17 protein-coding genes are annotated in these 23501 nt (G+C 66.4%); 5 read left to right on the top strand and 12 right to left on the bottom strand.

Translation table 11 applies throughout. From position 1 onward, the window contains the following. Positions 1–476 precede the first annotated feature (476 nt). The 5 genes from NHL60_RS16550 (at position 477) to fdxA (ending at position 5380) form a co-directional block, all read left to right on the top strand. Complete coding sequence (locus NHL60_RS16550) at positions 477–680, top strand: excisionase (RefSeq protein ID WP_155194220.1); 204 nt, start codon at positions 477–479, stop codon at positions 678–680. A 124-nt stretch (positions 681–804) separates the two neighbouring features. Continuing rightward, entirely contained in the window at positions 805–1029 is a 225-nt protein-coding gene (locus NHL60_RS19695) for a helix-turn-helix domain-containing protein (RefSeq protein ID WP_155194219.1), read from the top strand. A 21-nt stretch (positions 1030–1050) separates the two neighbouring features. Continuing rightward, positions 1051–2301 (top strand): site-specific integrase, encoded by a 1251-nt coding sequence (locus NHL60_RS16555; protein WP_168942093.1) that lies wholly within the window; start codon positions 1051–1053, stop codon positions 2299–2301. Positions 2302–2321: 20 nt separating this feature from the next. Continuing rightward, complete coding sequence (mutS, locus tag NHL60_RS16560) at positions 2322–4901, top strand: DNA mismatch repair protein MutS (RefSeq protein ID WP_253445928.1); 2580 nt, start codon at positions 2322–2324, stop codon at positions 4899–4901. 155 nt (positions 4902–5056) lie between these two features. Continuing rightward, the gene (gene fdxA / locus NHL60_RS16565) at positions 5057–5380 is read left to right on the top strand and encodes a ferredoxin FdxA (RefSeq protein WP_102627034.1); all 324 of its coding nucleotides are present in this window, start codon (positions 5057–5059) and stop codon (positions 5378–5380) included. A 509-nt stretch (positions 5381–5889) separates the two neighbouring features. Here fdxA and eno read toward each other — a convergent pair. The 12 genes from eno to pilM form a co-directional block, all read right to left on the bottom strand. Beyond that, positions 5890–7182 carry a phosphopyruvate hydratase gene (gene eno, locus NHL60_RS16570; RefSeq protein ID WP_253445932.1) on the bottom strand — a complete coding sequence of 431 codons (1293 nt, stop codon included), beginning with the start codon at positions 7180–7182 and terminating at the stop codon, positions 5890–5892. Positions 7183–7214: 32 nt separating this feature from the next. Then, the gene (gene kdsA / locus NHL60_RS16575; RefSeq protein ID WP_253445935.1) at positions 7215–8066 is read right to left on the bottom strand and encodes a 3-deoxy-8-phosphooctulonate synthase; all 852 of its coding nucleotides are present in this window, start codon (positions 8064–8066) and stop codon (positions 7215–7217) included. Positions 8067–8071: 5 nt separating this feature from the next. Continuing rightward, a complete protein-coding gene (locus tag NHL60_RS16580; protein ID WP_253445938.1) occupies positions 8072–9727 on the bottom strand; it encodes a CTP synthase in 1656 nt (551 codons plus the stop codon). A 486-nt stretch (positions 9728–10213) separates the two neighbouring features. Next, positions 10214–11632 carry an FAD-dependent oxidoreductase gene (locus NHL60_RS16585; RefSeq protein ID WP_253445942.1) on the bottom strand — a complete coding sequence of 473 codons (1419 nt, stop codon included), beginning with the start codon at positions 11630–11632 and terminating at the stop codon, positions 10214–10216. A 169-nt stretch (positions 11633–11801) separates the two neighbouring features. Beyond that, positions 11802–16253: a glutamate synthase large subunit gene (gene gltB, locus NHL60_RS16590; protein ID WP_253445945.1), complete on the bottom strand. Its 4452-nt coding sequence runs from the start codon at positions 16251–16253 to the stop codon at positions 11802–11804. 433 nt (positions 16254–16686) lie between these two features. Further along, positions 16687–17796 carry a 3-dehydroquinate synthase gene (aroB, locus tag NHL60_RS16595; protein ID WP_253445949.1) on the bottom strand — a complete coding sequence of 370 codons (1110 nt, stop codon included), beginning with the start codon at positions 17794–17796 and terminating at the stop codon, positions 16687–16689. A 4-nt stretch (positions 17797–17800) separates the two neighbouring features. After that, a complete protein-coding gene (gene aroK, locus NHL60_RS16600; RefSeq protein ID WP_253445952.1) occupies positions 17801–18343 on the bottom strand; it encodes a shikimate kinase AroK in 543 nt (180 codons plus the stop codon). Continuing rightward, on the bottom strand, positions 18343–20397 hold the full coding sequence (pilQ, locus tag NHL60_RS16605; RefSeq protein WP_253445955.1) for a type IV pilus secretin PilQ: 2055 nt from the start codon (positions 20395–20397) through the stop codon (positions 18343–18345). Before pilQ ends, aroK begins: the two co-directional genes overlap by 1 nt. A gap of 126 nt (positions 20398–20523) precedes the next feature. Then, positions 20524–21012: a pilus assembly protein PilP gene (locus NHL60_RS16610; protein ID WP_253445957.1), complete on the bottom strand. Its 489-nt coding sequence runs from the start codon at positions 21010–21012 to the stop codon at positions 20524–20526. 32 nt (positions 21013–21044) lie between these two features. Further along, on the bottom strand, positions 21045–21665 hold the full coding sequence (locus tag NHL60_RS16615; RefSeq protein WP_253445960.1) for a type 4a pilus biogenesis protein PilO: 621 nt from the start codon (positions 21663–21665) through the stop codon (positions 21045–21047). Further along, positions 21662–22231, bottom strand: coding sequence for a PilN domain-containing protein (locus NHL60_RS16620; RefSeq protein WP_253445963.1), 570 nt, complete (start codon positions 22229–22231; stop codon positions 21662–21664). Before NHL60_RS16620 ends, NHL60_RS16615 begins: the two co-directional genes overlap by 4 nt. Next, the gene (pilM, locus tag NHL60_RS16625) at positions 22228–23289 is read right to left on the bottom strand and encodes a type IV pilus assembly protein PilM (RefSeq protein ID WP_253445966.1); all 1062 of its coding nucleotides are present in this window, start codon (positions 23287–23289) and stop codon (positions 22228–22230) included. The genes NHL60_RS16620 and pilM overlap by 4 nt, the downstream gene beginning before the upstream one ends. Between the last annotated feature and the right edge of the window lie 212 nt (positions 23290–23501).

Consider the following 23501-nt stretch of genomic DNA (forward strand, 5'->3'; position numbering starts at 1 on the left):
TCGTGCTCCGGTTGCTGGGGCGGAATTGCCCGGAACCGGCGCCCGCACGGCGCAGCGCAAGCCGTCACAGGGTCACGACGGCCACGGCCGCAAGCGTGCGAGCACGCGCAGCCCTTGACGGCGAGAACGCCGTGATACGGTGAAGGGAACAGCAAGACCGCCCACACCCCGCCCACTGCACACCTGCCTTTTGGCAAGCGGAGCGCGCAGGCCCTCAAGGGCCGGAGGCGTCAGGGATCAAAGCCGGATGGCCGCGATTCGGCACGACGCACGGGGCGCAGCCCGCGAGCCCGACGGCGGCGCGCCGGGATGCCCGATGAATTGTCGTGACAGTGACGCGACAATTTCCCAAGGCCACTCCATGCTCACCTACGCCCCGCTACGCCCACACAGGTTTTCCACGCAGGTAACCTTCGTGACAATTTCTCCATGTCGATCGGCCACCGCGCCTGCCGTGGCCATGTCAGGAGAACCCCATGAGCAATCCCAGCCGATGGGTACTGATCAAGCGATTTGCCGAGGTCACTGGCTACAGCGAGAACGCCGTGCGCCACAAGGTCAAGAATGGAATCTGGGTGCAAGGGCGCATCTGGCGCAAGGCGCCGGACGGTCGCATTTTCCTGAACCTCGTCGAGTTCGAGCGATGGGTCGAAAGCGAAGCTCGCGTTACGTCGTTCTAGCCATCACGGAAGGCAATGCCGCAAGCCATCTGCCCGTTTGACAGCAAGACTTGCAATACGACCAATGGTCGTATAATGTTCAGATGTTGCCTGCGTAAGCAGCGAGTTATTGCCGTCCTTGCCCATGAGCCACTCGAAGAAGTCGCAAAGCCCAGTAGCCGCCGCTATCCGCGATGCCCGCATAGCAGCGGGCCTCACCCAATCGGAAGCGGCAGAGACGGCACGGGTATCACTACGTACATGGCAACACTGGGAGGCAGGTGACCGAGCCATGCCCCCCGGCCTGTTCGAGTTGTTCATGCTCAAGACCGGGCAATGGCCATTCAACGAAGACAAAGGGGTGAAGTAAGTAAGCATCAGAGGCAGAGATATGGCAGTCACAGAAGCCAGGAAGACCGGCTATACCGGCATCGAGATACACGGGCATTCCATCCGAGTGGACTTCATGTACAAAGGAGTCCGCCATCGGCATACCCTGGGCGTTGAGCCAACGAAAGCCAATCTCAAGCACGCCGCCGGCCTGCGTAGCGCAGCTCTGTTCGCCCTGAAATCCGGCAACTACAACGAAACCGACTACTTTCCCCATTCTCGACCGGCCGAAACTGTTGCCCAGACCAGCAAGCGCCTGGACGACCTGTGCGATCGCTACAAGCCACTCAAGGCGGTGGATATCACGCCGGAAACGCAATCACGTTATGAGAACGCACTGAACGTCTGCTTGGAGACGATAGGCCGCAACCGCCTGATCGACACACTGCTGCCGGCGGACATTCAGCAATTGCGTGTGGATCTGATCGCCACGCGCGCGGTTTCGACGGTCAACCACTATCTCGCCACCTTCTCCGGCTTCCTTTACTGGTGCGAGAACAATGGCTACTGCGGCGAACTTGGCAAGCATTGCGTGCGCTTCGCCAAGACCAGCAAAGACCCCGACCCGCTCTCCTTCGAGGAATACGATACGCTGATCGAGAAAGGCTGCCTGCACCCGATCGACAAAGCCGCCGTAACACTGGCGGTCTATACCGGCCTTCGTCCCGGTGAGCTACTGGCCTTGGCTATCGAGGATGTGGCGCCGGATTTCAGCAAGATTGTTGTACGTCGCTCGATCACCCAGTCCGTCACCTTCAAGGTACCCAAGACCAACAAGGAGCGCACGGTACTGCTGTTCCCGCCAGCACAGGACGCCCTGAAGGTGCTAATCGCCGACGCCGTACAGCGCGAAGCGGCCGCCCTGCCAGTCTGGCTCAACCGCCATGAATCCCGCACCGACCGTGTGCGCGTGCTGCTGTCGCCGAAGACGCAGGCTCGCAGAAAGGTGGTCAATGACTACTTCGTGCCGAGCGCCTGGAACACCAAGTGGGCCAATCTGATCCGGCGCGCGGGCATCCGGCCGCGCCCGCCGTATCAGACCCGCCATACCTACGCCTGCTGGAACCTGACGGCACGTGGCAACCTGGCCTTCATCGCCAACCAAATGGGCCACAGCGACTACTCCATGCTGGTGAAGGTCTATGGCCGCTGGATAGATTCAGAGTCCCCCAGGGAGCTTGAGCGTATCTGGGCGGGCATACAAAACATGGCTCGAATTGCCCCAAATTTGCCCCAAGAACTAGCGGCTTAAAATACAAATGGTTGATTTTAATGAGTAAAGTTGAAAACTCATCGCACACGCCCATGATGGCCCAGTACCTGAAGATCAAGCGCGAGCACCCCGAGGTGCTGCTTTTCTACCGCATGGGCGACTTCTACGAGCTCTTCTTCGACGACGCCCGGCGCGCCGCGGCGCTGCTCGATATCACCCTGACCCAGCGCGGCCAGTCCGCCGGCAAGCCGATCCCCATGGCCGGCGTGCCCTACCACAGCGCCGAGGGCTACCTGGCCCGCCTGGTGGCGGCCGGCGAGTCGGTGGCGATCTGCGAGCAGGTCGGCGACCCGGCGGCCTCCAAGGGCCCGGTGGAACGCCGCGTGGTGCGCGTCGTCACCCCCGGCACCCTCTATGACGAGGCGCTGCTGGACGCCCGGCGCGACAACCTGCTGGTGGCCGTGCACGCCGCCGGCGAGCGCTACGGCCTCGCCTGGCTGGAGCTCTCCAGCGGGCGCTTCAGCGTGCTGGAGGTGGAGGGCGAAGGGGAGATGCTGGCCGAGCTCCAGCGCCTGGACCCCGCCGAGCTGCTGGTGGCGGAGAGCCTCTCGCTGCCGCCGGCCCTGACCGGCCGCCGCGGCCTGCGACGCCAGAGCGACTGGCTCTTCGACCTGGAGAGCGCCAACCGCCTGCTCTGCGACCAGTTCCAGGTCCAGGACCTGCGCGGCTTCGGCTGCGCCCATCTCAGCGCCGCCCTCACCGCCGCCGGCGTGCTCATCGAGTACGCCCGGGACACCCAGCGCTCGCGACTGCCCCACGTCACCGCCATCGGCGTGGAGAGCCGCGACGATGCCGTGGTGATCGACGCCGCCAGCCGCCGCAACCTGGAGATCGACGTCAATCTCGGGGGAACCGGCGACAACACCCTGGCCAGCGTCCTCGACGTCACCGCGACGGCCATGGGCTCGCGGCTGCTCAAGCGCTGGCTCAACCGCCCGCTGCGCGACCTGGAGCGGGTCCGGGCCCGCCAGAGTGCCGTGGCCCTGCTGCTCGAGGCCGACGGCTTCGAGGCGCTGCGCGCTTCCCTCAAGGCGGTCGGCGACGTGGAGCGCACCCTGGCTCGGGTGGCTCTCTACAGCGCCCGGCCCCGGGACCTGGCCCGGCTGCGCGACGCCTTCAACGCCCTGCCGGAACTGGAGCAATCGCTTGCCGACTACGCCGAGGGCACGGCCCTGGATGAACTCCGGCGCCATATCCGGCCCTATCCCGCGCTCGCCGACACCCTGACCCGGGCCCTGGTGGAGAACCCCCCGGTGGTGATTCGCGACGGCGGGGTGATCGCCGAGGGCTTCGATGCCGAGCTCGACGAGCACCGCAGCCTGGCCGAACACGCCGGCGACTACCTGGTGAAGCTGGAGGCCCGGGAGCGCGAGCGCACCGGCCTGCCCGGCCTCAAGGTGGGCTACAACCGGGTCCACGGCTACTACATCGAGATCCCCCGGGCCCAGGCCAGGGAGGCGCCGGTGGACTATGTGCGCCGCCAGACCCTGAAGAACGCCGAGCGCTTTATCATCCCCGAGCTCAAGGAGTTCGAGGACAAGGCCCTCTCGGCCAAGTCCCGGGCGCTGGCTCGGGAGAAGCTGCTCTACGACGGCCTGCTCGACACCTTGAATGCCGAACTCGACGCCCTCCAGGCCAGCGCCCGGGCCCTGGCCTCCCTGGACGTGCTCTGCGCCTTCGCCGAGCGCGCCCGGGCCCTGGAGTTCTCCCGGCCTCAGCTGGCCGAGAGGCCGGGCATCGTCATCCGCGGCGGGCGCCATCCGGTGGTGGAGCAGGTCTCCGATGCCCCCTTCGTGCCCAACGACCTGGTCCTGGGCGACGATCGCCGCATGCTGGTGATCACGGGGCCCAATATGGGGGGCAAGTCCACCTACATGCGCCAGGCGGCGCTGATCGTGCTGCTCGCCCACACCGGCAGCTTCGTGCCGGCGGACGCCGCCGAGATCGGCCCGGTGGATCGCATCTTCACCCGCATCGGCTCCTCGGACGACCTGGCCGGCGGGCGCTCCACCTTCATGGTGGAGATGACCGAGACCGCCAGCATCCTGCACAACGCCACCGATCACAGCCTGGTACTGATGGACGAGATCGGCCGCGGCACCAGCACCTTCGACGGCCTCTCCCTGGCCTGGGCCAGCGCCGAGCATCTGACCCGCACCCGCGCCTTCACCCTGTTCGCCACCCACTACTTCGAGATGACCGCCCTGCCCGAGCAGGCCGAGGGGGTGGCCAACGTGCACCTGACGGCGGCGGAGCACCGCGACGGCATCGTCTTCATGCACCGCGTGGAAGAGGGGCCTGCCAACCAGAGCTACGGCCTGCAGGTGGCCCAGCTGGCCGGCGTGCCCCAGGGGGTGATCGCCCGCGCCCGGGAGAAGCTGGCCCAGCTGGAGCAGCAGGAGGTGGACCAGGGCAGCCGTTCGCCTCGCGCCGGCAGCAGCGCCCCGGCCCCCCAGCAGAACGACCTCTTCGCCAGCGCTCCCCATCCGCTGGTGGAGGAGCTCGGCGGGCTGGCCCTGGATGACCTGACGCCGCGCCAGGCCCTGGCGCTGCTCTACCGCTGGCGGGACGCCTTATAGCGAGGCGTGCCGCCCCTTCTCTTGCGAGGCCATGGGGCCACGACTAGAATGGTCAGATTCACCGCCGCCTTAGCATAAGAAACTCGGCTTTTATAACCGTTTCATCAACTATCCACCGTGGCCGAGCGACGCCGGCCCGAGGAAGGGAGAGTGGCATGACGTTCGTCGTCACCGAGAACTGCATCAAGTGCAAGTACACCGACTGTGTCGAGGTCTGCCCGGTAGACTGCTTCTACGAAGGGCCCAACTTCCTGGTGATCCACCCCGACGAGTGCATCGACTGCGCCCTGTGCGAGCCGGAGTGCCCCGCCGAGGCGATCTTCTCGGAAGACGAGCTGCCCGAGGGCCAGGAGCCCTTCATCGAGATCAACGCCGAGCTCGCCGAGGTGTGGCCCAATATCAGCGAGAAGAAGGACCCGCTGCCCGACGCCGAGGAGTGGGACGGCAAGCCCGGCAAGCTGGAGCAGCTGGAACGCTGAGGCCGGCGGCCGGCTCGACAGGCCGCACGCCACACGCCAAAAGAAACGCCGAATGTCTTGCGACATTCGGCGTTTCCGTTTCTGCCTGTCATGCTGGAGAACACCGGCAAAAAAGGCGGCCCGCAGGCCGCCCGCTCCTAGCTGTTCCTTGAGCGGCTCCCTCCGCCCTCTTCCCGTGATGCCTTCCCTGCCCGGAAGCGGCCTCCTGCCGCACCTGGCGCATCACTCAGCATCCCGTTGCATCCTGCCGAGAGCAGCGCGCCGCTCTCATGTCCCGAACTCATTCTCTCAGTTACACGGCACATCACAAGCCGCTGGCCGGCCGCCGTGGCCACGGACAGGGTGGCAGAGCACTCTCGGAAGGCGCAAATAAAATACCTTAAAATCAACATGATAATAAAAAACCGGCGCCACCAGGCGCCGGTTCTCCCGGACGAAGCGAGGCAATCTCTTACGCCACGTGTAAGCGATTTCCTACAAGACGCCCCGCAAAATACACCGGATGCCGCTTACTGCCCCTTGATCGCCGACAGGCCCGGGTAGGCAACCTTGCCCCCCAGCTCGCTTTCGATCACCAGCAGGCGGTTGTACTTGGCCACGCGGTCGGAGCGGCACAGGGAGCCGGTCTTGATCTGGCCGGCACAGGTGCCCACGGCGAGATCGGCGATGGTGGTGTCCTCGGTCTCGCCGGAGCGGTGGGAGATCACCGCGGTGAAGCCGGCATCCTGGGCCATGCGAATGGCGTCCAGGGTCTCGGAGAGCGAGCCGATCTGATTGAACTTGATCAGGATGGAGTTGCCGATCTGCTCATCGATGCCACGCTTGAGGATGCGGGTATTGGTGACGAAGAGGTCATCGCCCACCAGCTGCACGCGGTCGCCCAGCTTGTCGGTCAGCGCCTTCCAGCCGTCCCAGTCGGACTCGTCCATGCCATCCTCGATGGAGACGATGGGGTAATCGTCGCACAGGCCAGCCAGGTAGTCGGCGAAGCCGGCGGCGTCATACTGCTTGCCTTCGCCGGCGAGGTCGTACCGGCCCTCCTTGAAGAACTCGGAGGAGGCACAGTCGAGTGCCAGGGTGACGTCGCTGCCCAGCCGGTAGCCGGCGTCTTCTACCGCCTGCTTGATCACCGCCAGCGCCTCGGCGTTGGATTCGAGGTTGGGCGCGAAGCCGCCCTCATCGCCCACCGAGGTGGAAAGCCCCTTCGCGGAGAGCACCTTCTTCAGGGCATGGAAGATCTCGGCCCCCATGCGCAGGCCTTCGCGGAAGTTGGGCGCGCCCACCGGCTGGACCATGAACTCCTGGATGTCGACGTTGTTGTCGGCATGCTCGCCGCCGTTGAGGATGTTCATCATCGGCACCGGCATGCTGTACTGGCCCGGCTGGCCGTAGAGCTCGGCGATATGGGCGTAGAGCGGCACGCCCTTGGCATTGGCGGCGGCCTTGGCGGCGGCAAGCGACACCGCCAGGATGGCGTTGGCGCCGAGCTTCGCCTTGTTGTCGGTGCCGTCGAGGGCCAGCATGGCGTCGTCGAGGCCGCGCTGGTCGCGAGCGTCCATGCCCACCAGGCGCTCACGGATGGCGCCGTTGACCGCCTCGACGGCCTTCAGCACGCCCTTGCCCAGGTAGCGGGACTTGTCGCCGTCACGCAGCTCCAGGGCCTCCCGGGAGCCGGTGGAGGCACCGCTGGGGGCACAGGCCACGCCTACCGCACCGCTCTCCAGATGCACCTCGGCCTGCACGGTGGGGTTGCCGCGGGAGTCGAGCACCTCGAGGGCGCGAATATCGACGATCTTGGTCATGCGAGTTTCCTTCTTGTGTCAGCGTAGGGAAATCATTGGATGTCGAGGGGGGCGAAGCCCTTGACCAGCTCGTCGATGGCCTTGAGCTGGGCCAGGAAGGGCTCGAGCCGCTCCAGCGGCAGGGCGCAGGGGCCGTCGCAGAGGGCGGCATCGGGGTCCGGATGGGCCTCCAGGAAGAGCCCGGCGAGCCCCACGGCCACCCCGGCCCGGGCCAGCTCGGCCACCTGGGCACGACGCCCGTCGGCGCTGTCGGCGCGCCCGCCGGGGCGCTGCAGCGAATGGGTCACGTCGAAGAGCAGCGGCAGTCCGGTCTGCTTCATCTCGCCGAAGCCGAGCATGTCCACCACCAGGTTGTTGTAGCCGAAGCTCGAGCCCCGTTCGCAGAGCAGCACCCGGTCGTTGCCGGCCTCCTCGCACTTGCGAATGATATGGCGCATCTCGTGGGGGGCGAGGAACTGGGGCTTCTTGACGTTGATCACCGCCCCGGTGCGGGCCATGGCCACGACCAGGTCGGTCTGGCGGGCCAGGAAGGCGGGCAGCTGGATGACATCGGCCACCTCGGCCACCGGCGCCGCCTGCCAGGGCTCGTGGACGTCGGTGATGATCGGCACGCCGAAGCGCGACTTCACCTCGGCCAGGATCTCGAGGCCCTTCTCCAGCCCCGGCCCCCGATAGGAGTGGATGGAGCTGCGGTTGGCCTTGTCGAAGCTCGCCTTGAAGACGTAGGGCATGCCGAGCCGGCCGGTCACCTCGACGTAGGTCTCGGCCACCTCCATGGCCAGGTCTCGGGACTCCAGCACGTTCATCCCGCCGAACAGCATCAGCGGCAACGAATTGCCGGCCTTGAGGCCGGCAATCTCGATGGTTCTCTCGGGTGCGCTCATCCGGCTCACTCCTGGTGGGAGGCCTGGGCGCGAGTGCGCGCCGCCTTGTGCTCCAGCGCCGCATTGACGAAGCCGGTGAACAGCGGGTGGCCGTCACGGGGCGTGGAGGTGAACTCCGGATGGAACTGGCAGGCCAGGTACCAGGGGTGGTCGGGCAGCTCGACCACCTCCACCAGGGAGTTATCGACGCTCTTGCCGGAGACCACCAGGCCGGCCTGCTCCAGCTCCTCGATAAACTGGTTGTTGACCTCGTAGCGGTGGCGGTGGCGCTCGACGATCTCGGCGGCACCGTAGGCCTCCCGGGCCTTGCTGCCGCTCTTCAGCTGACAGACCTGGCCGCCCAAGCGCATGGTGCCGCCCAGGTCCGAGGCCTCGTCGCGCAGCTCGATCCTGCCTTCCGGGGTGATCCACTCGGTGATCAGGCCCACCACCGGGTGCTGGGTGTCGTGGGTGAACTCGGTGGAGTCGGCGTCCTCCCAGCCGGCCACGTTGCGGGCGAACTCGATCACCGCCACCTGCATGCCGAGGCAGATGCCGAGATAGGGAATGCCGTTCTCCCGGGCGTAGCGGGCCGTGGCGATCTTGCCCTCCACGCCGCGCTCGCCGAAACCGCCGGGCACCAGGATGGCGTCCTTGCCGGCGAGGCGCTCGGTGCCGTGGCGCTCGATGTCCTCGGAGTCGATGTAGTCGACGTTGACCTTGACCCGGGTCTGGATGCCGGCGTGGATCAGCGCCTCGTTGAGCGACTTGTAGGCGTCGAGCAGCTCCATGTACTTGCCGACCATGGCGATGTTGATCGACTTGAGCGGGTTGAGCTTGGCGTCGAGGACCTTGATCCACTCGTTGAGGTCGGCCTCGTCGGCCGTGAGGCGCAGCTTGTCGCAGACGATCTCGTCCAGGCCGTGCTCGTGGAGCATGATCGGGATGCGGTAGATGGTGTCGGCATCCTGGAGCGGGATGACGGCGCGCTCTTCCACGTTGGTGAACAGGGCGATCTTGCGCCGCTCGCTCTCCTCGAGCTCCACCTCGCTGCGGCAGATCAGGATATCCGGCTGGATACCGATGGAGCGCAGCTCCTTGACGCTGTGCTGGGTCGGCTTGGTCTTGGTCTCTCCCGCCGTTTTTATATAAGGCACTAACGTAAGGTGCATAAAGATCGCCCGGCTGGCACCCAGCTCGCTGCGAATCTGGCGAATCGACTCCAGGAAGGGCAGCGACTCGATATCGCCCACGGTGCCACCGATCTCCACCAGGGCCACGTCGAAGCCCTCGCCGCCCTCATAGACCCGGCGCTTGATCTCGTCGGTGATATGCGGGATCACCTGCACGGTACCGCCCAGGTAGTCACCGCGGCGCTCCTTGCGCAGCACGTGCTCGTAGACGCGGCCGGTGGTGAAGTTGTTGCCCTGGGTCATGCGCGTGCGGATGAAGCGCTCGTAGTGGCCCAGGTCCAGGTCGGTCTCGGCGCCATCTTCGGTGACGAATACCTCGCCGTGCTGGAAGGGGCTCATGGTGCCCGGGTCCACGTTGATGTACGGGTCGAGCTTGAGCATGGTGACCTTGAGGCCGCGCGCCTCGAGAATCGCCGCCAGCGAGGCCGACGCGATGCCCTTGCCGAGTGAGGACACAACGCCGCCGGTCACGAAGATATATCGTGTCATGGAGAACCTGTCGAAACGTGATCGGTAGGCCCGGCAGGAAGCCGCGCCAGGATGGGACGACAGGATAGCAGAGTGCGACCTTTGGCTCAATTTCAAGCCTTGGCAGCAGTTACCAGTGCCACGTCAGCGAAAGGCGCCGGGGACAGGCCGGAAAGGGGGTCCGTGGACCAGGGAGGGTCTAGGTAGCCCCCAGGGAGGGGTTCATGGCGCCCCCTTGGAGGCCTGTCGCCGGAAAAGCCTTGAGCGATGCTTCCATCTGCGATAGCCCCGCTTGGCAGCGCAGAGCCAGGGAGACCGCCGCCGGCGCCACGCCGAGCGAAACCCTGATGCTCCGCTCGCGGCCCGCGCGTCGCCGCACAACGTAATCCCTCACGGGTGCGGCTCGCTCGCCATCCCTGGCGAGCGCCACGCGGCCGCTTCGCTCCACATCAGCGCTCGGCTAAGGGCTTGTGCGGCGGCTCCCCGTCTCTCTGAGCAGTGCGGAGCCTAGACTCCCAGATAGTCCAGAATGCCCTCGGCGGCCTGGCGGCCCTCATGGATGGCGGTAACCACCAGGTCGGAGCCGCGCACCATGTCGCCGCCGGCGAAGATCTTCTCGTTGCTGGTCTGGAAGCGAAACCGGCCCTGCTCCGAGGCCAGCACCCGGTCGCGCTCGTCGAGCTCGATGCCCTGGCCGGCGAACCACTCGGCGGGGCTCGGCTGGAAGCCGAAGGCCACCACCACGGCGTCGGCGGGGATCACCTCCTCGGAGCCCGGCACCACCTCGGGGCGGCGACGGCCGTTCTCGTCGGCCTCGCCCAGGCGGGTGCGCACCACCTTCACGCCCTCGACCCTGCCCTCGCCCACCACCGCCACCGGCTGGCGGTTGAAGAGGAACTCCACGCCCTCCTCCCGGGCGTTGGCCACCTCGCGGCGGGAGCCCGGCATGTTCTCCTCGTCGCGGCGGTAGGCGCAGGTCACGCTGGCCGCGCCCTGGCGGATGGCGGTGCGGTTGCAGTCCATGGCGGTGTCGCCGCCGCCCAGCACCACGACCCGCTGCCCCTCGAAGGAGATGTACTCCTCGGGCGCCTTCTCGAAGCCTAGGCAGTGATTGACGTTGGCGATCAGGTAGTCCAGCGCCTTGTGCACGCCGGGCAGGCCCTCGCCGGGGAAGCCCCCCTCCATGTACTTGTAGGTGCCCATGCCCATGAAGACGGCGTCGTACTCCTCGAGGAGCTGCTCGATGGTGATATCGCCCCCGATCTCCACGTTGAGGCGGAACTCGATGCCCATCTCCTCGAACACCGCCCGGCGGCGCTCCATGACGCTCTTCTCGAGCTTGAACTCGGGGATGCCGAAGGTCAGCAGACCGCCGATCTCCGGATTGCGGTCGAAGACCACCGGCTTCACGCCGTTGCGGGCCAGGATATCGGCACAGCCGAGCCCCGCCGGGCCCGCGCCGATCACCGCCACCCTCCGGTCGGTCCAGGTGACCCGGGACATGTCCGGGCGCCAGCCCATGGCGAAGGCGGTATCGGTGATGTACTTCTCCACCGAGCCGATGGTGACGGCCCCGAAGCCGTCATTGAGGGTGCAGTCGCCCTCGCAGAGGCGGTCCTGGGGGCAGACCCGGCCGCACACCTCCGGCAGCGAGTTGGTCTGGTGGGAGAGCTCGGCGGCCTCGAGGATGTTGCCCTCGGCCACCAGCTTCAGCCAGTTGGGGATGTAGTTGTGGACCGGGCACTTCCACTCGCAGTAGGGGTTGCCGCACTCCAGGCAGCGGTGCGCCTGGCTGGCGGCCTCCTGGGGCTTGTAGGGCTCGTAGATCTCGGCGAACTCCCGCGAGCGGGTGCGGGCGTCCTTCTTCTGGGGGTCCTGGCGACCCACGTCGATAAACTGGAAGTCGTTGCTCAGACTGCTGGCCATGATGTCTCTCCTGGAAGTCCTGTTGGCCACCCGGCCGGGCTCCTGGCCCGGCGGGGCGCCTATCACCTTTGCCTGCGCCGGCTGGCGTCGCGCCATGCTCGCCCCGACTCGCACCGGGGTTCACTGACTCCGGCTGACGCCGCCTCTTATTCCGGCTGTCGCCGCCTCTCTACTCCGGCTGACGCCGGGATTGGGCCAACAGGCTGTTCAGGCTGGCCGCCTTGGGCTTCACCAGCCAGAAGTGGCGAATGAAGTCGCTGAAGTCCTCGAGGATGGCCTGACCCCGGGCCGAGCCGGTCTCCTCGACGAACTCCTCGATCACCTCGCGCAGGTGGCGGCGGTAGGCCTCCATGGATTCGGTGTTCACCCGGTGGATCTCCACCAGCTCATGGTTGTACTTGTCGACGAAGGTACGGTCCTCGTCGAGCACATAGGCGAAGCCGCCGGTCATGCCCGCGCCGAAGTTGACGCCGGTCTCGCCGAGCACCGCCACCAGGCCGCCGGTCATGTACTCGCAGCAGTGGTCACCGGCCCCCTCGATCACCGCGTGGGCGCCGGAGTTGCGCACCCCGAAGCGCTCGCCGGCGGTGCCGGCGGCGAACAGCTTGCCGCCGGTGGCGCCGTAAAGGCAGGTGTTGCCGACGATGGCGGTCCTGTGGCTCTCGAAGCGGCTGCCCCTGGGCGGGGTGATCACCACCTTGCCGCCGTTCATGCCCTTGCCGACATAGTCGTTGGCGTCGCCCTCCAGGTAGAGGTTGAGGCCCCGGGCGTTCCAGACCCCGAAGCTCTGGCCGGCCACGCCGGTGAAGCGGGCGGTCACCGGGGCCTCCTCGAGCCCCGCCTCGCCGTAGCGCTTGGCGATGGCGCCGGAGGTCAGGGCGCCCACGCTGCGGTCGCAGTTGGTGATGGAGAAGGAGAAGTCGCCGCCGCTCTTCTGCTCGATGGCGTCCTTGAGCGCCGCCAGCACCTCCTGGTTCTTGGCGCCCGGATCGTGGGGCACGTTGCGGCTCACCTGGCAGAACTGGGGCGCGTCCTCCGGCACGAAGTCGTTGCCGAGCAGCGGCGAGAGGTCCAGCTTGCGCTGGGAGGCGGTGACACCCTCCAGCGCCTCCAGCAGGTCGGTGCGGCCGATCAGATCGGTGAGCTGTCGCACCCCCAGCATGGCCATCAGTTCGCGCACCTCCTCGGCGATGAAGCGGAAGTAGTGCTTGACCATGTCGACGGTGCCGCGGAAGTGCTCGCCGCGCAGGAAGTCGTTCTGGGTGGCCACGCCGGTGGCGCAGTTGTTGAGGTGGCAGATGCGCAGGTACTTGCAGCCCAGGGCCACCATGGGCGCGGTGCCGAAGCCGAAGCTCTCGGCGCCGAGGATCGCCGCCTTGACCACGTCCAGACCGGTCTTGAGGCCGCCATCGGTCTGCAGGCGAATCTTGTCGCGCAGGCCGTTGATGCGCAGCGCCTGGTGCACCTCGGGCAGGCCCAGCTCCCAGGGGGAGCCGGCGTGCTTGATGGAGGTGATGGGGCTCGCCGCGGTGCCGCCGTCATAGCCGGAGACGGTGATCAGGTCGGCGTAGGCCTTGGCCACGCCGGTGGCGATGGTGCCGATGCCGGGCTCGGAGACCAGCTTCACCGAAACCTGGGCGTCCGGGTTGACCTGCTTGAGGTCGAAGATCAGCTGGGCCAGATCCTCGATGGAGTAGATGTCATGGTGGGGCGGCGGCGAGATCAGGGTCACGCCGGGCACCGAGTAGCGCAGCCGGGCGATCAGCGCGTTGACCTTGCCGCCGGGGAGCTGGCCGCCCTCGCCCGGCTTGGCGCCCTGGGCCACCTTGATCTGCAGCACCTCGGCGTTGACCAGATAGGCCGGGGTGACGCCGAAGCGCCCGGAGGCGATCTGCTTGATCTTTGAGGAGCGCACGGTGCCATAGCGGGCAGGATCTTCCCCCCCCTCGCCGGAGTTGGAGCGCCCCCCGGCCTCGTTCATGGCCTGGGCCAGGGCCTCGTGGGCCTCCGGGGACAGGGCGCCCAGCGACATGCCGGCGCTGTCGAAGCGCGGGATCAGGCTCTCGACCGACTCCACCTCCTCCAGAGGCAGCGGCTCGGCGGCGGGCTTCAGGGCCAGCAGGTCACGAATGGTGGCCGGCGGACGCTCGTTGACCAGGGCGGCGAACTTCTTCCACTTGGGGTAGCTGCCCTCCTGCACCGCCTCCTGCAGCGCCTTGACCACGTCGGGGTTGTAGGCGTGGTACTCGTGGCCGTGCACATACTTCACCAGGCCGCCCTGGCTGATGCCCTTGCGGGGGCTCCAGGCCTCGCGACCCAGCCACTCCTGCTGCAGCTGCAGCTCGGCGAAGCCGGTGCCCTGGATGCGCGAGGCCATGCCGGTGAAGCAGAGCTCCATCACCTCGTCGGCGAGCCCCACCGCCTCGAAGAGCTGGGAGCCGCGGTAGGAGGCCAGCGTCGAGATCCCCATCTTGGAGAGGATCTTGTAGAGCCCCTTCTGCAGCCCCTTGCGGTAGTTCTCCCGGGCATCGGCGGGGTTGCCGGTGAGCTCGCCGGTGTGCTGCATGTCGGCCATCACCTGGTAGGCGAGCCAGGGGAAGACCGCGGTGGCCCCCACCCCGAAGAGCACCGCCATCTGGTGGGCATCCCGGGCATAGCCGGTCTCTACCACGATGTTGCAGCGGGGGCGCAGCGCCAGCCGGCTCAGATGATGGTGCACGGCACCCACCGCCAGGGCGGCATGGATCGGCAGCTCGCCGCGCTCGAGGTCGGCGTCCGACAGCACCAGCACCACCTTGCCGCCGTTGACGGCCGCCTCGGCCTGGCGGCAGAGCTCGCGAATCGCCGCCTTGAGCCCGAGCGCCTCGGGATCATAGGCCATGCGCAGGCGGTGCGGGGCGAAGGCGGGATCCTGCTCCTCCACCAGGGCGGTGAACTTGCGCGGCGAGAGGATCGGCGTGGTCAGGATGATGCGATGGGCATGCTCCGGGGTCGCCTTGAAGACATTGAGCTCGGCGCCGATGCAGGTCTCCAGGGACATCACGATCGCTTCGCGCAGCGGGTCGATGGCCGGGTTGGTGACCTGGGCGAACTTCTGACGGAAGTAGTCGGTCAGCAGACGCTGCTTGCCGGAGAGCACCGCCATGGGCGTATCGTCACCCATGGAGCCCACCGCCTCCTGGCCGCTCTCGGCCAGCGGGCGCAGCAGCTGGTCGCGCTCCTCGAAGCTCACCTGGAACATCTTCTGGGCGACGTTCAGGGCGTCGCCGTCCATGCTGTGGAAGCTGGCAAGCTCGGTGAGCGCCGACTCCAGGTAGTGGGCCTCCTGCTTCAGCCAGCGCTTGTAGGGGTAGGCGGACTTGAGGCGTTCGTCGATATCGCCGGTATGCAGCACCTCGCCGGTCTCGGTGTCCACGGCGAGTATCTGCCCGGGGCCCACGCGCCCCTTGGCGACCACGTCCTCGGGCTGGTAGTCGTAGGTGCCGATCTCCGAGGCCAGGGTGATAAAGCCGTTCTTGGTGATCACCCAGCGGGCCGGGCGCAGGCCGTTGCGATCCAGCATGCAAAGCGCCTGGCGGCCATCGGTCATCACCACGCCGGCGGGGCCGTCCCAGGGTTCCATGTGCATGGAGTTGTACTCGTAGAAGGCGCGCAGGTCGCCGTCCATCAGCTCCACGTTCTGCCAGGCCGGCGGCACCATCAGGCGCACGGCGCGATGCAGCTCCATGCCGCCGGTCAGCAGCACCTCCAGCATGTTGTCCATGCTGGAGGAGTCGGAGCCCGTGGTGTTGACGATCTCGTCGAGCTCGGCGATCTCCGGCAGGCGCTCGCAGACGAAGTTCGCCTTGCGCGAATTGGCCCAGCCGCGGTTGGCCTCGATGGTGTTGATCTCGCCGTTGTGAGCCAGCAGCCGGAAGGGCTGGGCCAGCGGCCAGCGCGGCGCGGTGTTGGTGGAGAAGCGCTGGTGGAAGACGCAGATGGCGGTCTCCAGGCGCTCGTCGCCCAGGTCACGGTAGAAGGCCGGCAGGTCCACCGGCATCACCAGGCCCTTGTAGGAGATCACCTGCTCCGAGAGGGAGCAGACGTAGAACTCGGACTCGCTGCGCAGGGCCTGTTCGGCCAGGCGGCGGGCCATGAAGAGGTCGACCTCGAAGGTCTCGGCGCTGCCGTTCTTGCCCGGCTCCACGAAGAGGTGGCGGATGCGCGGCAGGCACGCCAGCGCCATGGGGCCGCAGACGCTCGGGTCCACGGGCACGTCGCGCCAGCCGCGAATCACCAGGCCCCGGGCGCGCAGCTCACCCTCGAGGGTGTCGCAGGCCTTCTCGGCCCTGGCATCGTCGTCGGGCAGGAAGACCACCCCCACCGCGAAGCGCTCGCCCAGGCTCACATCCAGGGCCTCTTCGGCCACTTCGCGCATAAAGGCCTCGGGCATCTTGAGCAGCAGGCCGCAGCCGTCGCCGGTCTTGCCGTCGGCGGCGATGCCGCCGCGGTGGGTCATGCAGGTCAGGGACTCGATGGCGGTGCGCAGCAGCTGATGGCTGGCGCGCCCCTCCATATGGGCGATCAGGCCGAACCCGCAGTTGTCGCGGAACTCGCCGGGCTGGTGGAGACCTCTGTTCATTGGCGTGCCTCGAGAAGGTGGTTTTATTACTGCACACCCCGTGGTATCTTAATGGGTTTTTTATTTTTCTATACGGCCCTTTCGGGCATCGGGGCTGCGCGACAAAAAGGTCGCCCAGCATAGTCACCGGCCGGCCGATCGCGCAACGCCACGACGCTCCCTACTTCAGAAAAATCACGACAAATCCGCTAGTTGCGAAACACTCCTTGATAAAAAAAGCCGCTGCGTCAACGACTTGCGACACCCATAAACGGTAATGCAACGATTCAGCCATGATGTAATACTTTAGTATAAAATCCGCCTTTTTATCCATGCGGATCACGCATAAGGCATACGGATAACACGCAACAGGAGCCACCGCCCGGCCGAAAAAAAGCGCCCGCACAGGGTGCGGGCGCCGGATGGGACAGCATGGGTAAAGGGAGCAGCGAGCTCAGTCGACCCGGGGAAACGTCTCGATCAGCGTCTCAAGGAGCTCCAACGGCGTCTCATCGTGCACGCAGGCATCGCCCAGGGCGCGCAGCAGCACCAGCCTCAGCCGACTGTCGATGTTCTTCTTGTCCAGGCGCATGCGAGCCAGGAAGTCCTCCACCGACATGTCGGCCGGCGCCGCCAGGGGCAGGCCGGCGGCCTCGATGATGGCCCGGGCGCGCGCCACCTCGGCCGCGCCGAGCCAGCCCAGGCGCGCCGAGAGCTCGGCGGCCATCAGCATGCCGGCCCCCACGGCCTCACCGTGCAGCCAGGCACCGTAGCCCTGGTGCGCCTCGATGGCATGGCCGAAGGTGTGCCCCAGGTTGAGCAGGGCCCGCACGCCCTGCTCGGTCTCGTCCTCGGACACGATCTCGGCCTTGATGGCACAGCTGCGCTCGATGGCCCGCGCCATCGCCTCGGGCGCCAGGTCGCGCAGCGCCGCCATCTCCCGCTCCAGCCAGGCGAGGAAGTCGACGTCGCGGATCAGGCCGTACTTGATCACCTCGGCCAGCCCCGCCGAGAGCTCCCGCGGCGGAAGACTGGCCAGGGTCTCGGTATCGATCAGCACCGCCCGGGGCTGCCAGAAGGCGCCGATCATGTTCTTGCCCAGCGGATGATTGACCCCGGTCTTGCCCCCCACCGAGGAGTCCACCTGGGAGAGCAGCGTGGTGGGCACCTGGATGAAGGCCACGCCGCGCTGGTAGCAGGCCGCCGCGAAGCCGACCATGTCGCCGATCACCCCGCCTCCCAGGGCAACCAGGGTACAGCGGCGATTGAAGCCCGCCTCCAGCAGGGCATCCCAGATGCGCTCGACGCTGGCCAGGGTCTTGGTCGCCTCGCCGTCGGGCAGCACCAGCTCGCGCACCTCGACGCCCTCCGGCAGGGAGGCGCGGCAGCGCTCCAGATAGAGGGGAGCCACCACCTCGTTGGTGACGATCATCACCTGACGGCCGGCCAGCCAGGGGGCCAGGGCATCGGGCTGGCCCAGCAGGCCGGGGCCGATATGAATGGGATAGCTGCGGCTGCCCAGCGACACCTCGAGGGTGCGGGAGCCGAAGGAAGTCTCGCTCATGGATTCACGCCTTGCATTTCAGGGGGTCGACCAGCCGCGTCACGCGGCGCACGATATCGTTGACCACTGCACGGGGGCCACGACGGTCGGTACGCACGGTGATATCGGCGGTGGCCCGGTAGAGGGGGTCGCGCACGCCGAACATCTCGCGCAGCACCGCCTCCTTGTCCGGCCGCTGCAGCAGCGGCCGGTTGCGATCCTTGGCGGTGCGTTTCAGCTGCTGCTCGACGGTGGTAAAGAGATAGATGACGGTGCCGCGGTCGCGAAGGATACGACGATTCTCCTCGCGCAGCACGGCACCGCCGCCAGTGGCGATCACCACGCCTTCGAGCCGGGTCAGCTCATCCAGCATCTGGGTTTCACGGTCGCGAAAGCCGACCTCCCCCTCCACGTCGAAGATCCAGGGGATGTCGGCGCCGCAGCGCGCCTGGATCTCATGGTCGCTGTCGTAGAAGTCGCGAGAAAGCTCGGCCGCCAGCAGGCGGCCGATGGTGCTCTTGCCGGCCCCCATAGGGCCGATCAGTATCAGGTTGGGTAGTGCCTGCATCAGCGAAGGACCACGCGATCGTCCAGTATTCGGGGAGTGATGAATACCAGCAACTCTACCTTTTCGTTACTCTCTTGGGTATAGCGGAACAGTCTTCCCAGCACCGGGAGGTCACCCAGGAAGGGGGTCTTGGACAGGCTGCGAATCTCCTCGGTCTGCAGGATCCCACCCAGCACCACGGTCTCGCCATCGTCGACCAGCACCTGCGTCTCTATCTCGTTACGGTTGATGGGAGGCTCATGCTGGGCGGTCAGCGTTTCGCCGAAGGTATCGTTGGTGATGATCACATCCATGATGATGCGGTTGTCCGGGGTGATCTGGGGCGTCACCTCCAGGGAGAGCAGCGCCTCCTTGAACTCTATCTGCGGATTCTCCTGGTTCTGCCCGGAAGTATAGGCACGCTCCTGGCCCTGCCGGATCACCGCCGGCCGCTGATTGGCGGTAATCACCCGAGGCTGCGACAGCGTATAGCTACGGCCCTCACTCTCCAGCGCCCTGAGCTCCAGGTCCAGCAGCAGATCGCCGGATACATAGCCGAAGGCAAAGGTGGTCATGGGTTCGCTGCTGCCCAGGTCAACGGCCAGCCCACCACCGGCTCGACTGAGTCCGCCCGGCGTGCGCCGATCGGTAGCGATGGTGGCAGAGCCGTTGTCGAAGTCGATGCGGCTGCCGCTGAAGGCCCCCCAGTTGACCCCAAGCTCCCGCGTCGCAGTATCGCTGGCGATCACGATGCGCGCCTCGATCTGAACCTGGCGCACCGCCACATCGAGACGGTCCAGTGTTCTCAGTATGGCATCGATCTGATCGGCGGTGTCCTGGATCAGCAGCATATTGGTACGCCGATCCACCGCCACCCGGCCCCGCTCGGTGAGCAGACCGAAGCCATCCTGGCCGCGCAGCAGCTCGGCCAGGTCCGAGGCTCGCGCGTAGCGAACCTCCACATACTCGGTCACCAGCGGGGCCAGAGTCTCCATCTGCTCCCTGGACTGGATCTCGAGCTGCTCACGCTGAGCCAGCTCCCCGGCAGGCGCCACCACGATGACGTTGCCCTCCTGGCGACTGGCCAGGCCGTGGCTCTTGAGGACCAGGTCGAGGGCCTGGTCCCAGGGCACATCCTCGAGGTTCAGCGTCACGCGACCCTGGACGCTGTCGCTGGCTACCAGGTTGAGGCCGGTGAAGTCGGCGATGATCGCCAGCACCGAGCGCACCTCGATATCCTGGAAGTTGAGGGAGATGCGCTCGCCGGTATAGGGGAACTGCTCGCGGACTCGCCGCTCACGCTCCTGCTGGGTCACCGGCTGAGCCTCGATGGTGAGCTGGCGGCCGCTCTGGGTGGAGACCATGGCGTAGTCGCCGCTCCCTTCGATATCGAGGGTGATGCCGTCGCGCCCGGCTCGCGGCGTGATGCGGCGCAGCGGGGTACCGAAGTCGGTCACATCGTAGACTTGGTCAAGCTCGGCCGGGAGCGCAACGCCCCGCAGCTCGGCGGTGATACGATTGCGACCGCTCTCGCGCACCCGGGCATCCACTCCGGCGCGATCGAAGGTCACCACCAGGCGTCCTGCCCCGGCGTCACCGCGCCGGAAATCGATATCCTCGACGCTGGGGCCGGCCGCCACGCTGCGGCTTGACGTCGGTGCGGCCTGGGCAGGCTGGGCGACCTCGGCCACACCGGCATCGGCGACACCACCACCGATGGCCAGCCGCAGCCGGTTGCCCTGCTCCCGGGTGCTGTAGGGCAGCGGGCCCTCCAGATCGAAGACCAGCCGAGTGCGCGAACCGGCCTCCAGGGCCGTGACCTGCTGCACGCCACCGATGCCCAGCGCATAGCGGCGCTGGTCGAGGCGATTGGCGGTTTCCATCAGGTCGATGGTCAGGCGTGCAGGGTCATCGAGGCGATAGCCTCGCACCTCGGGCACCGGTCCCGTGAAGGAAAGCTCGACCTCCAGCTCGCCGCCGCCGCCCTGCCAAAAATCGAGGCCTTCAAGGCTTGACGCCGCCATGGCGCCGACGGAAACCGACAGCAGCACGAGTATCGCCAAACCACGCTTCATGATCGACCGCATCATCCTGTTCCTGACTCCCCTGACTCCGACAGCCCTATCGACGACCGCACCGAAGACAGATTGTTGTGACACCTGTTGTACAGCATGTGCAGCTTCGCCATGCAGCATCGTTGTTCAATCCATCATCATCTCTCGGCGGCGTTCAACCCAGGCGCCTCGCTCGACGACCAGTTCCACCAGGGAGAGGGACGTATCGGTGATGCTCACGATCCGGCCGTGATTCAGCCCGAGATAGTTCCCTACCGAGAGCCTGTGCACCTGCCCCCCCGGCGCACGCACCAGCGCAGAGGGCTGACCGCCGACGCGCAGCGTACCGACCAGCTGTAGTTCGCTGAGGCCATGGGCCTCGAGCGGCTCTCGCTGGCGGTCCAGCTGAGGCATGACCGAAGCCCCATCGTCCAGCTCTCTCTCCACGCCCCTCGCCCGCATGATAAAGGGGCTTCGCAGCTCCTCGAGGTCATAGTCCACGCGCTCCACTCTCGGCACCTCCGGCAGCTCGAGCCCCTGGGCCCTGACAGCGTCACTGCGGATGGCAGCCAGCTCGCGCTCCAGGGCCACCAGCTTCGGATCGGCGCAGCCGGCGAGCAGGGCAGCGATCAGCACAGCGCCGCAGCACCCGATGGAGAGGCCACCTCTCATGACCCCCCCCCATCATGGCGGTAGCTGTAGGTCCGCGCCAGCAGCGACAGCCTCAGGTCCCGGGCGCCATCGGAACCTGGCTCCAGGGTAAAGTCATGCAGGGTCACGATGCGCGACAGGCTGGCCACATCGGCAACGAAGCTGGCAAGTCGGTGGTAGTCGCCACGCACCTGTAGATCGAACGGGCGTTCGATGAAGTGCTCCTGACTCGACGGAGAACGCAGTCGAATGAAGTCGATGGAGAGCTGGTTGTCGATAGCAGCTTCGCTGATGCTGTCGATGAGCGACGGCACCTCGGCCCCGGTCGGCAGCATCTCCTGCAGCGCTTCCATCCGGGCCTCGAGCTCCTCCATCTGCCCCCTGACGGTGTCGAGGTTGGCCGCCCGGAGGGACTTGCTGCGGAACTCCCTCACCAGCTCGACCTCCTGATCGCGCACCCGCTGCAGCTCCTGCTTGGCGGGGCTTACCAGATACCAGTGCATGCCGAGAAAGATACCCATGAAGAGAAGCAGGCAGCAGATCAACTGCAGCGACCACGGCCAGATGCCGGCCTCCTTGATGTCCAGCTCGCGCCAGTCCAGCTCCCGCAGGCGACGAATCTCGGCTTCCAGACTCATGGCGACTCCTCCGAGACGACCTCAACGACCGGCATCTGTTGGCGCATGCTCAGGCTGAAGCGCCGCTGACCGCCATCTCCCACTGCCTCCACCTCGGAGAGCACCGGCTCTGTGAACGCTGCTGCCGCCGCCAGCGCACGCAGCTGATCGGATACCTGCCAGTTGGTTTCCGCGTTGCCCGAGAGCCGCAGCGCCCCACCCTGGCGTTCGAGACGGGTGTAATGCACACCATCCACCAGGCTGGTGGTCAGATCGCGCATCACATGTACGGTCTGTGTTCGCTCCACCTGCAGCACCGAGAAGACCCGCACCCGCTCGAGCATCTGCCCGCGCACCGCCTCCAGCTCGCTGACCTCGCGAATGGCCGCATCAAGCTGGCGACTCTGGGCCTGTATATGCGCGTTGCGCTGCTGCTGGGCCTCCACCTCCTGCCCATAGTACCAACTCATGCTGTAGCCGCCGCCCAGGCCGAGTGCCGCCACCAAGACAAGCGCAACATGCAGCCGTCGGCTGCGACGCACACGCTGAGCCTCGCGCCAGGGAAGGAGGTTGATCTCGATAGTCATCCCCGGGACCTCATGGCCAGGCCGCAGGCGGTCAGCATCGCCGGCGCATCCGCAAACAGCGTCTGTACGTCAATACGGCCATTGACCTTCATCCGCGCCAGCGGATTGGCAATGACCACGTCCATTCCGCTCTCCCTCGCCAACTGTTCGGCCAGGCCGGGCAGCATGCCGGTCCCCCCCGCCAGTACCATGTGCCGAATCTCCTGGTTACGCCCGGCGGTGTAGTAGAGCTGCAGGGAGCGTCCCACCTGCTGCACCAGGGTATCCAGGAAGGGCGCCAGAACACTGCTCTCGTAGTCGTCGGGAAGGCCGCCGCGCTTCTTGGCCAGCCCCGCCTCGTCGAGGCTGAGCCCGTAGCGGCTGCGGATCTCCTCGGTCAGCTGGCGGCCGCCGAAGACGGTGTCACGGCTATAGACCACTCGCCCCTCGCGCAGCACATGGAAGGTGTTCATGGTGGCGCCGATATCCACCAGGGCCACGCAATCCTCGTCGCCAGGCAGCTGGGGCAACTGGTGGCGCACCTCGGTAAAGGCGCGCTCCATGGCGAAGGTCTCGACGTCCACCGCCTCCGGCATCAGCCCCGCCTGCAGCAGGGCATCGGTCAGCTGGCTGACATCCTGCTGCCGGCAGGCTACCAGCAGCACATCCTGCTGATCGGCATAGCGAGCGTTGAGGCCGAGTCGCTGGAAATCAAAGGCGACTTCACTGAACGGAAAGGGGATGTGCTTGTCTGAGTCGAGCTGAATGCGCGTTTCGATCTCATCGTCATTTAGGGAAGCCGGCAGCGTGAGCGTCTTGGTGATGGCGGCACTGGCAGAAACGGCAACCACGGCACGGCGGGTGTGCGGCTTGGCCTGCTGTACCGCTCGCGACAAGGCATCGACTACCTCCCCCATGTCCTGGATGCGCCGCTCGACCACCGCGCCCTCGCGCAGCGGCCGCACCGCATAGCTCTCGACCTGGTAGCTGGCGCCAGCACGCCTGAGCTCAACGAGCTTGACGGTTGCCGAGGTGATATCGACACCGATCAGTCCCTTGCTGGATGCCCTGAATCGCATCTCGGTCTTGTCCCTGCATGGTCCGTATGGATTACCGCTTGTAGTTACACCTATCTCTCACTGACAGGAGGTCGCTGAGGCCAGAGGACCTGCCCCTGTAATCAGAGGTTATATGATATTGCCGGCTCCCACACGACCAGCCGCACGGATCCCATGTCAACGCTGCGCTGGTGAGCCAACGACGAGATTCCTATAATGGTGGCTCAGCCGAG

This window comes from Halomonas sp. Y3, from assembly GCF_024137965.1.
Lineage (GTDB): Bacteria > Pseudomonadota > Gammaproteobacteria > Pseudomonadales > Halomonadaceae > Halomonas > Halomonas mongoliensis.

What these genes read in the sequence shown, in the direction of transcription:
- NHL60_RS16550 (WP_155194220.1), top strand. Translation starts at nt 477, where the DNA reads ATGAGCAATCCCAGCCGATGGGTACTGATCAAGCGATTTGCCGAGGTC.
- NHL60_RS19695 (WP_155194219.1), top strand. Translation starts at nt 805, where the DNA reads ATGAGCCACTCGAAGAAGTCGCAAAGCCCAGTAGCCGCCGCTATCCGC.
- NHL60_RS16555 (WP_168942093.1), top strand. Translation starts at nt 1,051, where the DNA reads ATGGCAGTCACAGAAGCCAGGAAGACCGGCTATACCGGCATCGAGATA.
- mutS (WP_253445928.1), top strand. Translation starts at nt 2,322, where the DNA reads ATGAGTAAAGTTGAAAACTCATCGCACACGCCCATGATGGCCCAGTAC.
- fdxA (WP_102627034.1), top strand. Translation starts at nt 5,057, where the DNA reads ATGACGTTCGTCGTCACCGAGAACTGCATCAAGTGCAAGTACACCGAC.
- eno (WP_253445932.1), bottom strand. Translation starts at nt 7,182, where the DNA reads ATGACCAAGATCGTCGATATTCGCGCCCTCGAGGTGCTCGACTCCCGC.
- kdsA (WP_253445935.1), bottom strand. Translation starts at nt 8,066, where the DNA reads ATGAGCGCACCCGAGAGAACCATCGAGATTGCCGGCCTCAAGGCCGGC.
- NHL60_RS16580 (WP_253445938.1), bottom strand. Translation starts at nt 9,727, where the DNA reads ATGACACGATATATCTTCGTGACCGGCGGCGTTGTGTCCTCACTCGGC.
- NHL60_RS16585 (WP_253445942.1), bottom strand. Translation starts at nt 11,632, where the DNA reads ATGGCCAGCAGTCTGAGCAACGACTTCCAGTTTATCGACGTGGGTCGC.
- gltB (WP_253445945.1), bottom strand. Translation starts at nt 16,253, where the DNA reads ATGAACAGAGGTCTCCACCAGCCCGGCGAGTTCCGCGACAACTGCGGG.
- aroB (WP_253445949.1), bottom strand. Translation starts at nt 17,796, where the DNA reads ATGAGCGAGACTTCCTTCGGCTCCCGCACCCTCGAGGTGTCGCTGGGC.
- aroK (WP_253445952.1), bottom strand. Translation starts at nt 18,343, where the DNA reads ATGCAGGCACTACCCAACCTGATACTGATCGGCCCTATGGGGGCCGGC.
- pilQ (WP_253445955.1), bottom strand. Translation starts at nt 20,397, where the DNA reads ATGAAGCGTGGTTTGGCGATACTCGTGCTGCTGTCGGTTTCCGTCGGC.
- NHL60_RS16615 (WP_253445960.1), bottom strand. Translation starts at nt 21,665, where the DNA reads ATGAGTCTGGAAGCCGAGATTCGTCGCCTGCGGGAGCTGGACTGGCGC.
- NHL60_RS16620 (WP_253445963.1), bottom strand. Translation starts at nt 22,231, where the DNA reads ATGACTATCGAGATCAACCTCCTTCCCTGGCGCGAGGCTCAGCGTGTG.
- pilM (WP_253445966.1), bottom strand. Translation starts at nt 23,289, where the DNA reads ATGCGATTCAGGGCATCCAGCAAGGGACTGATCGGTGTCGATATCACC.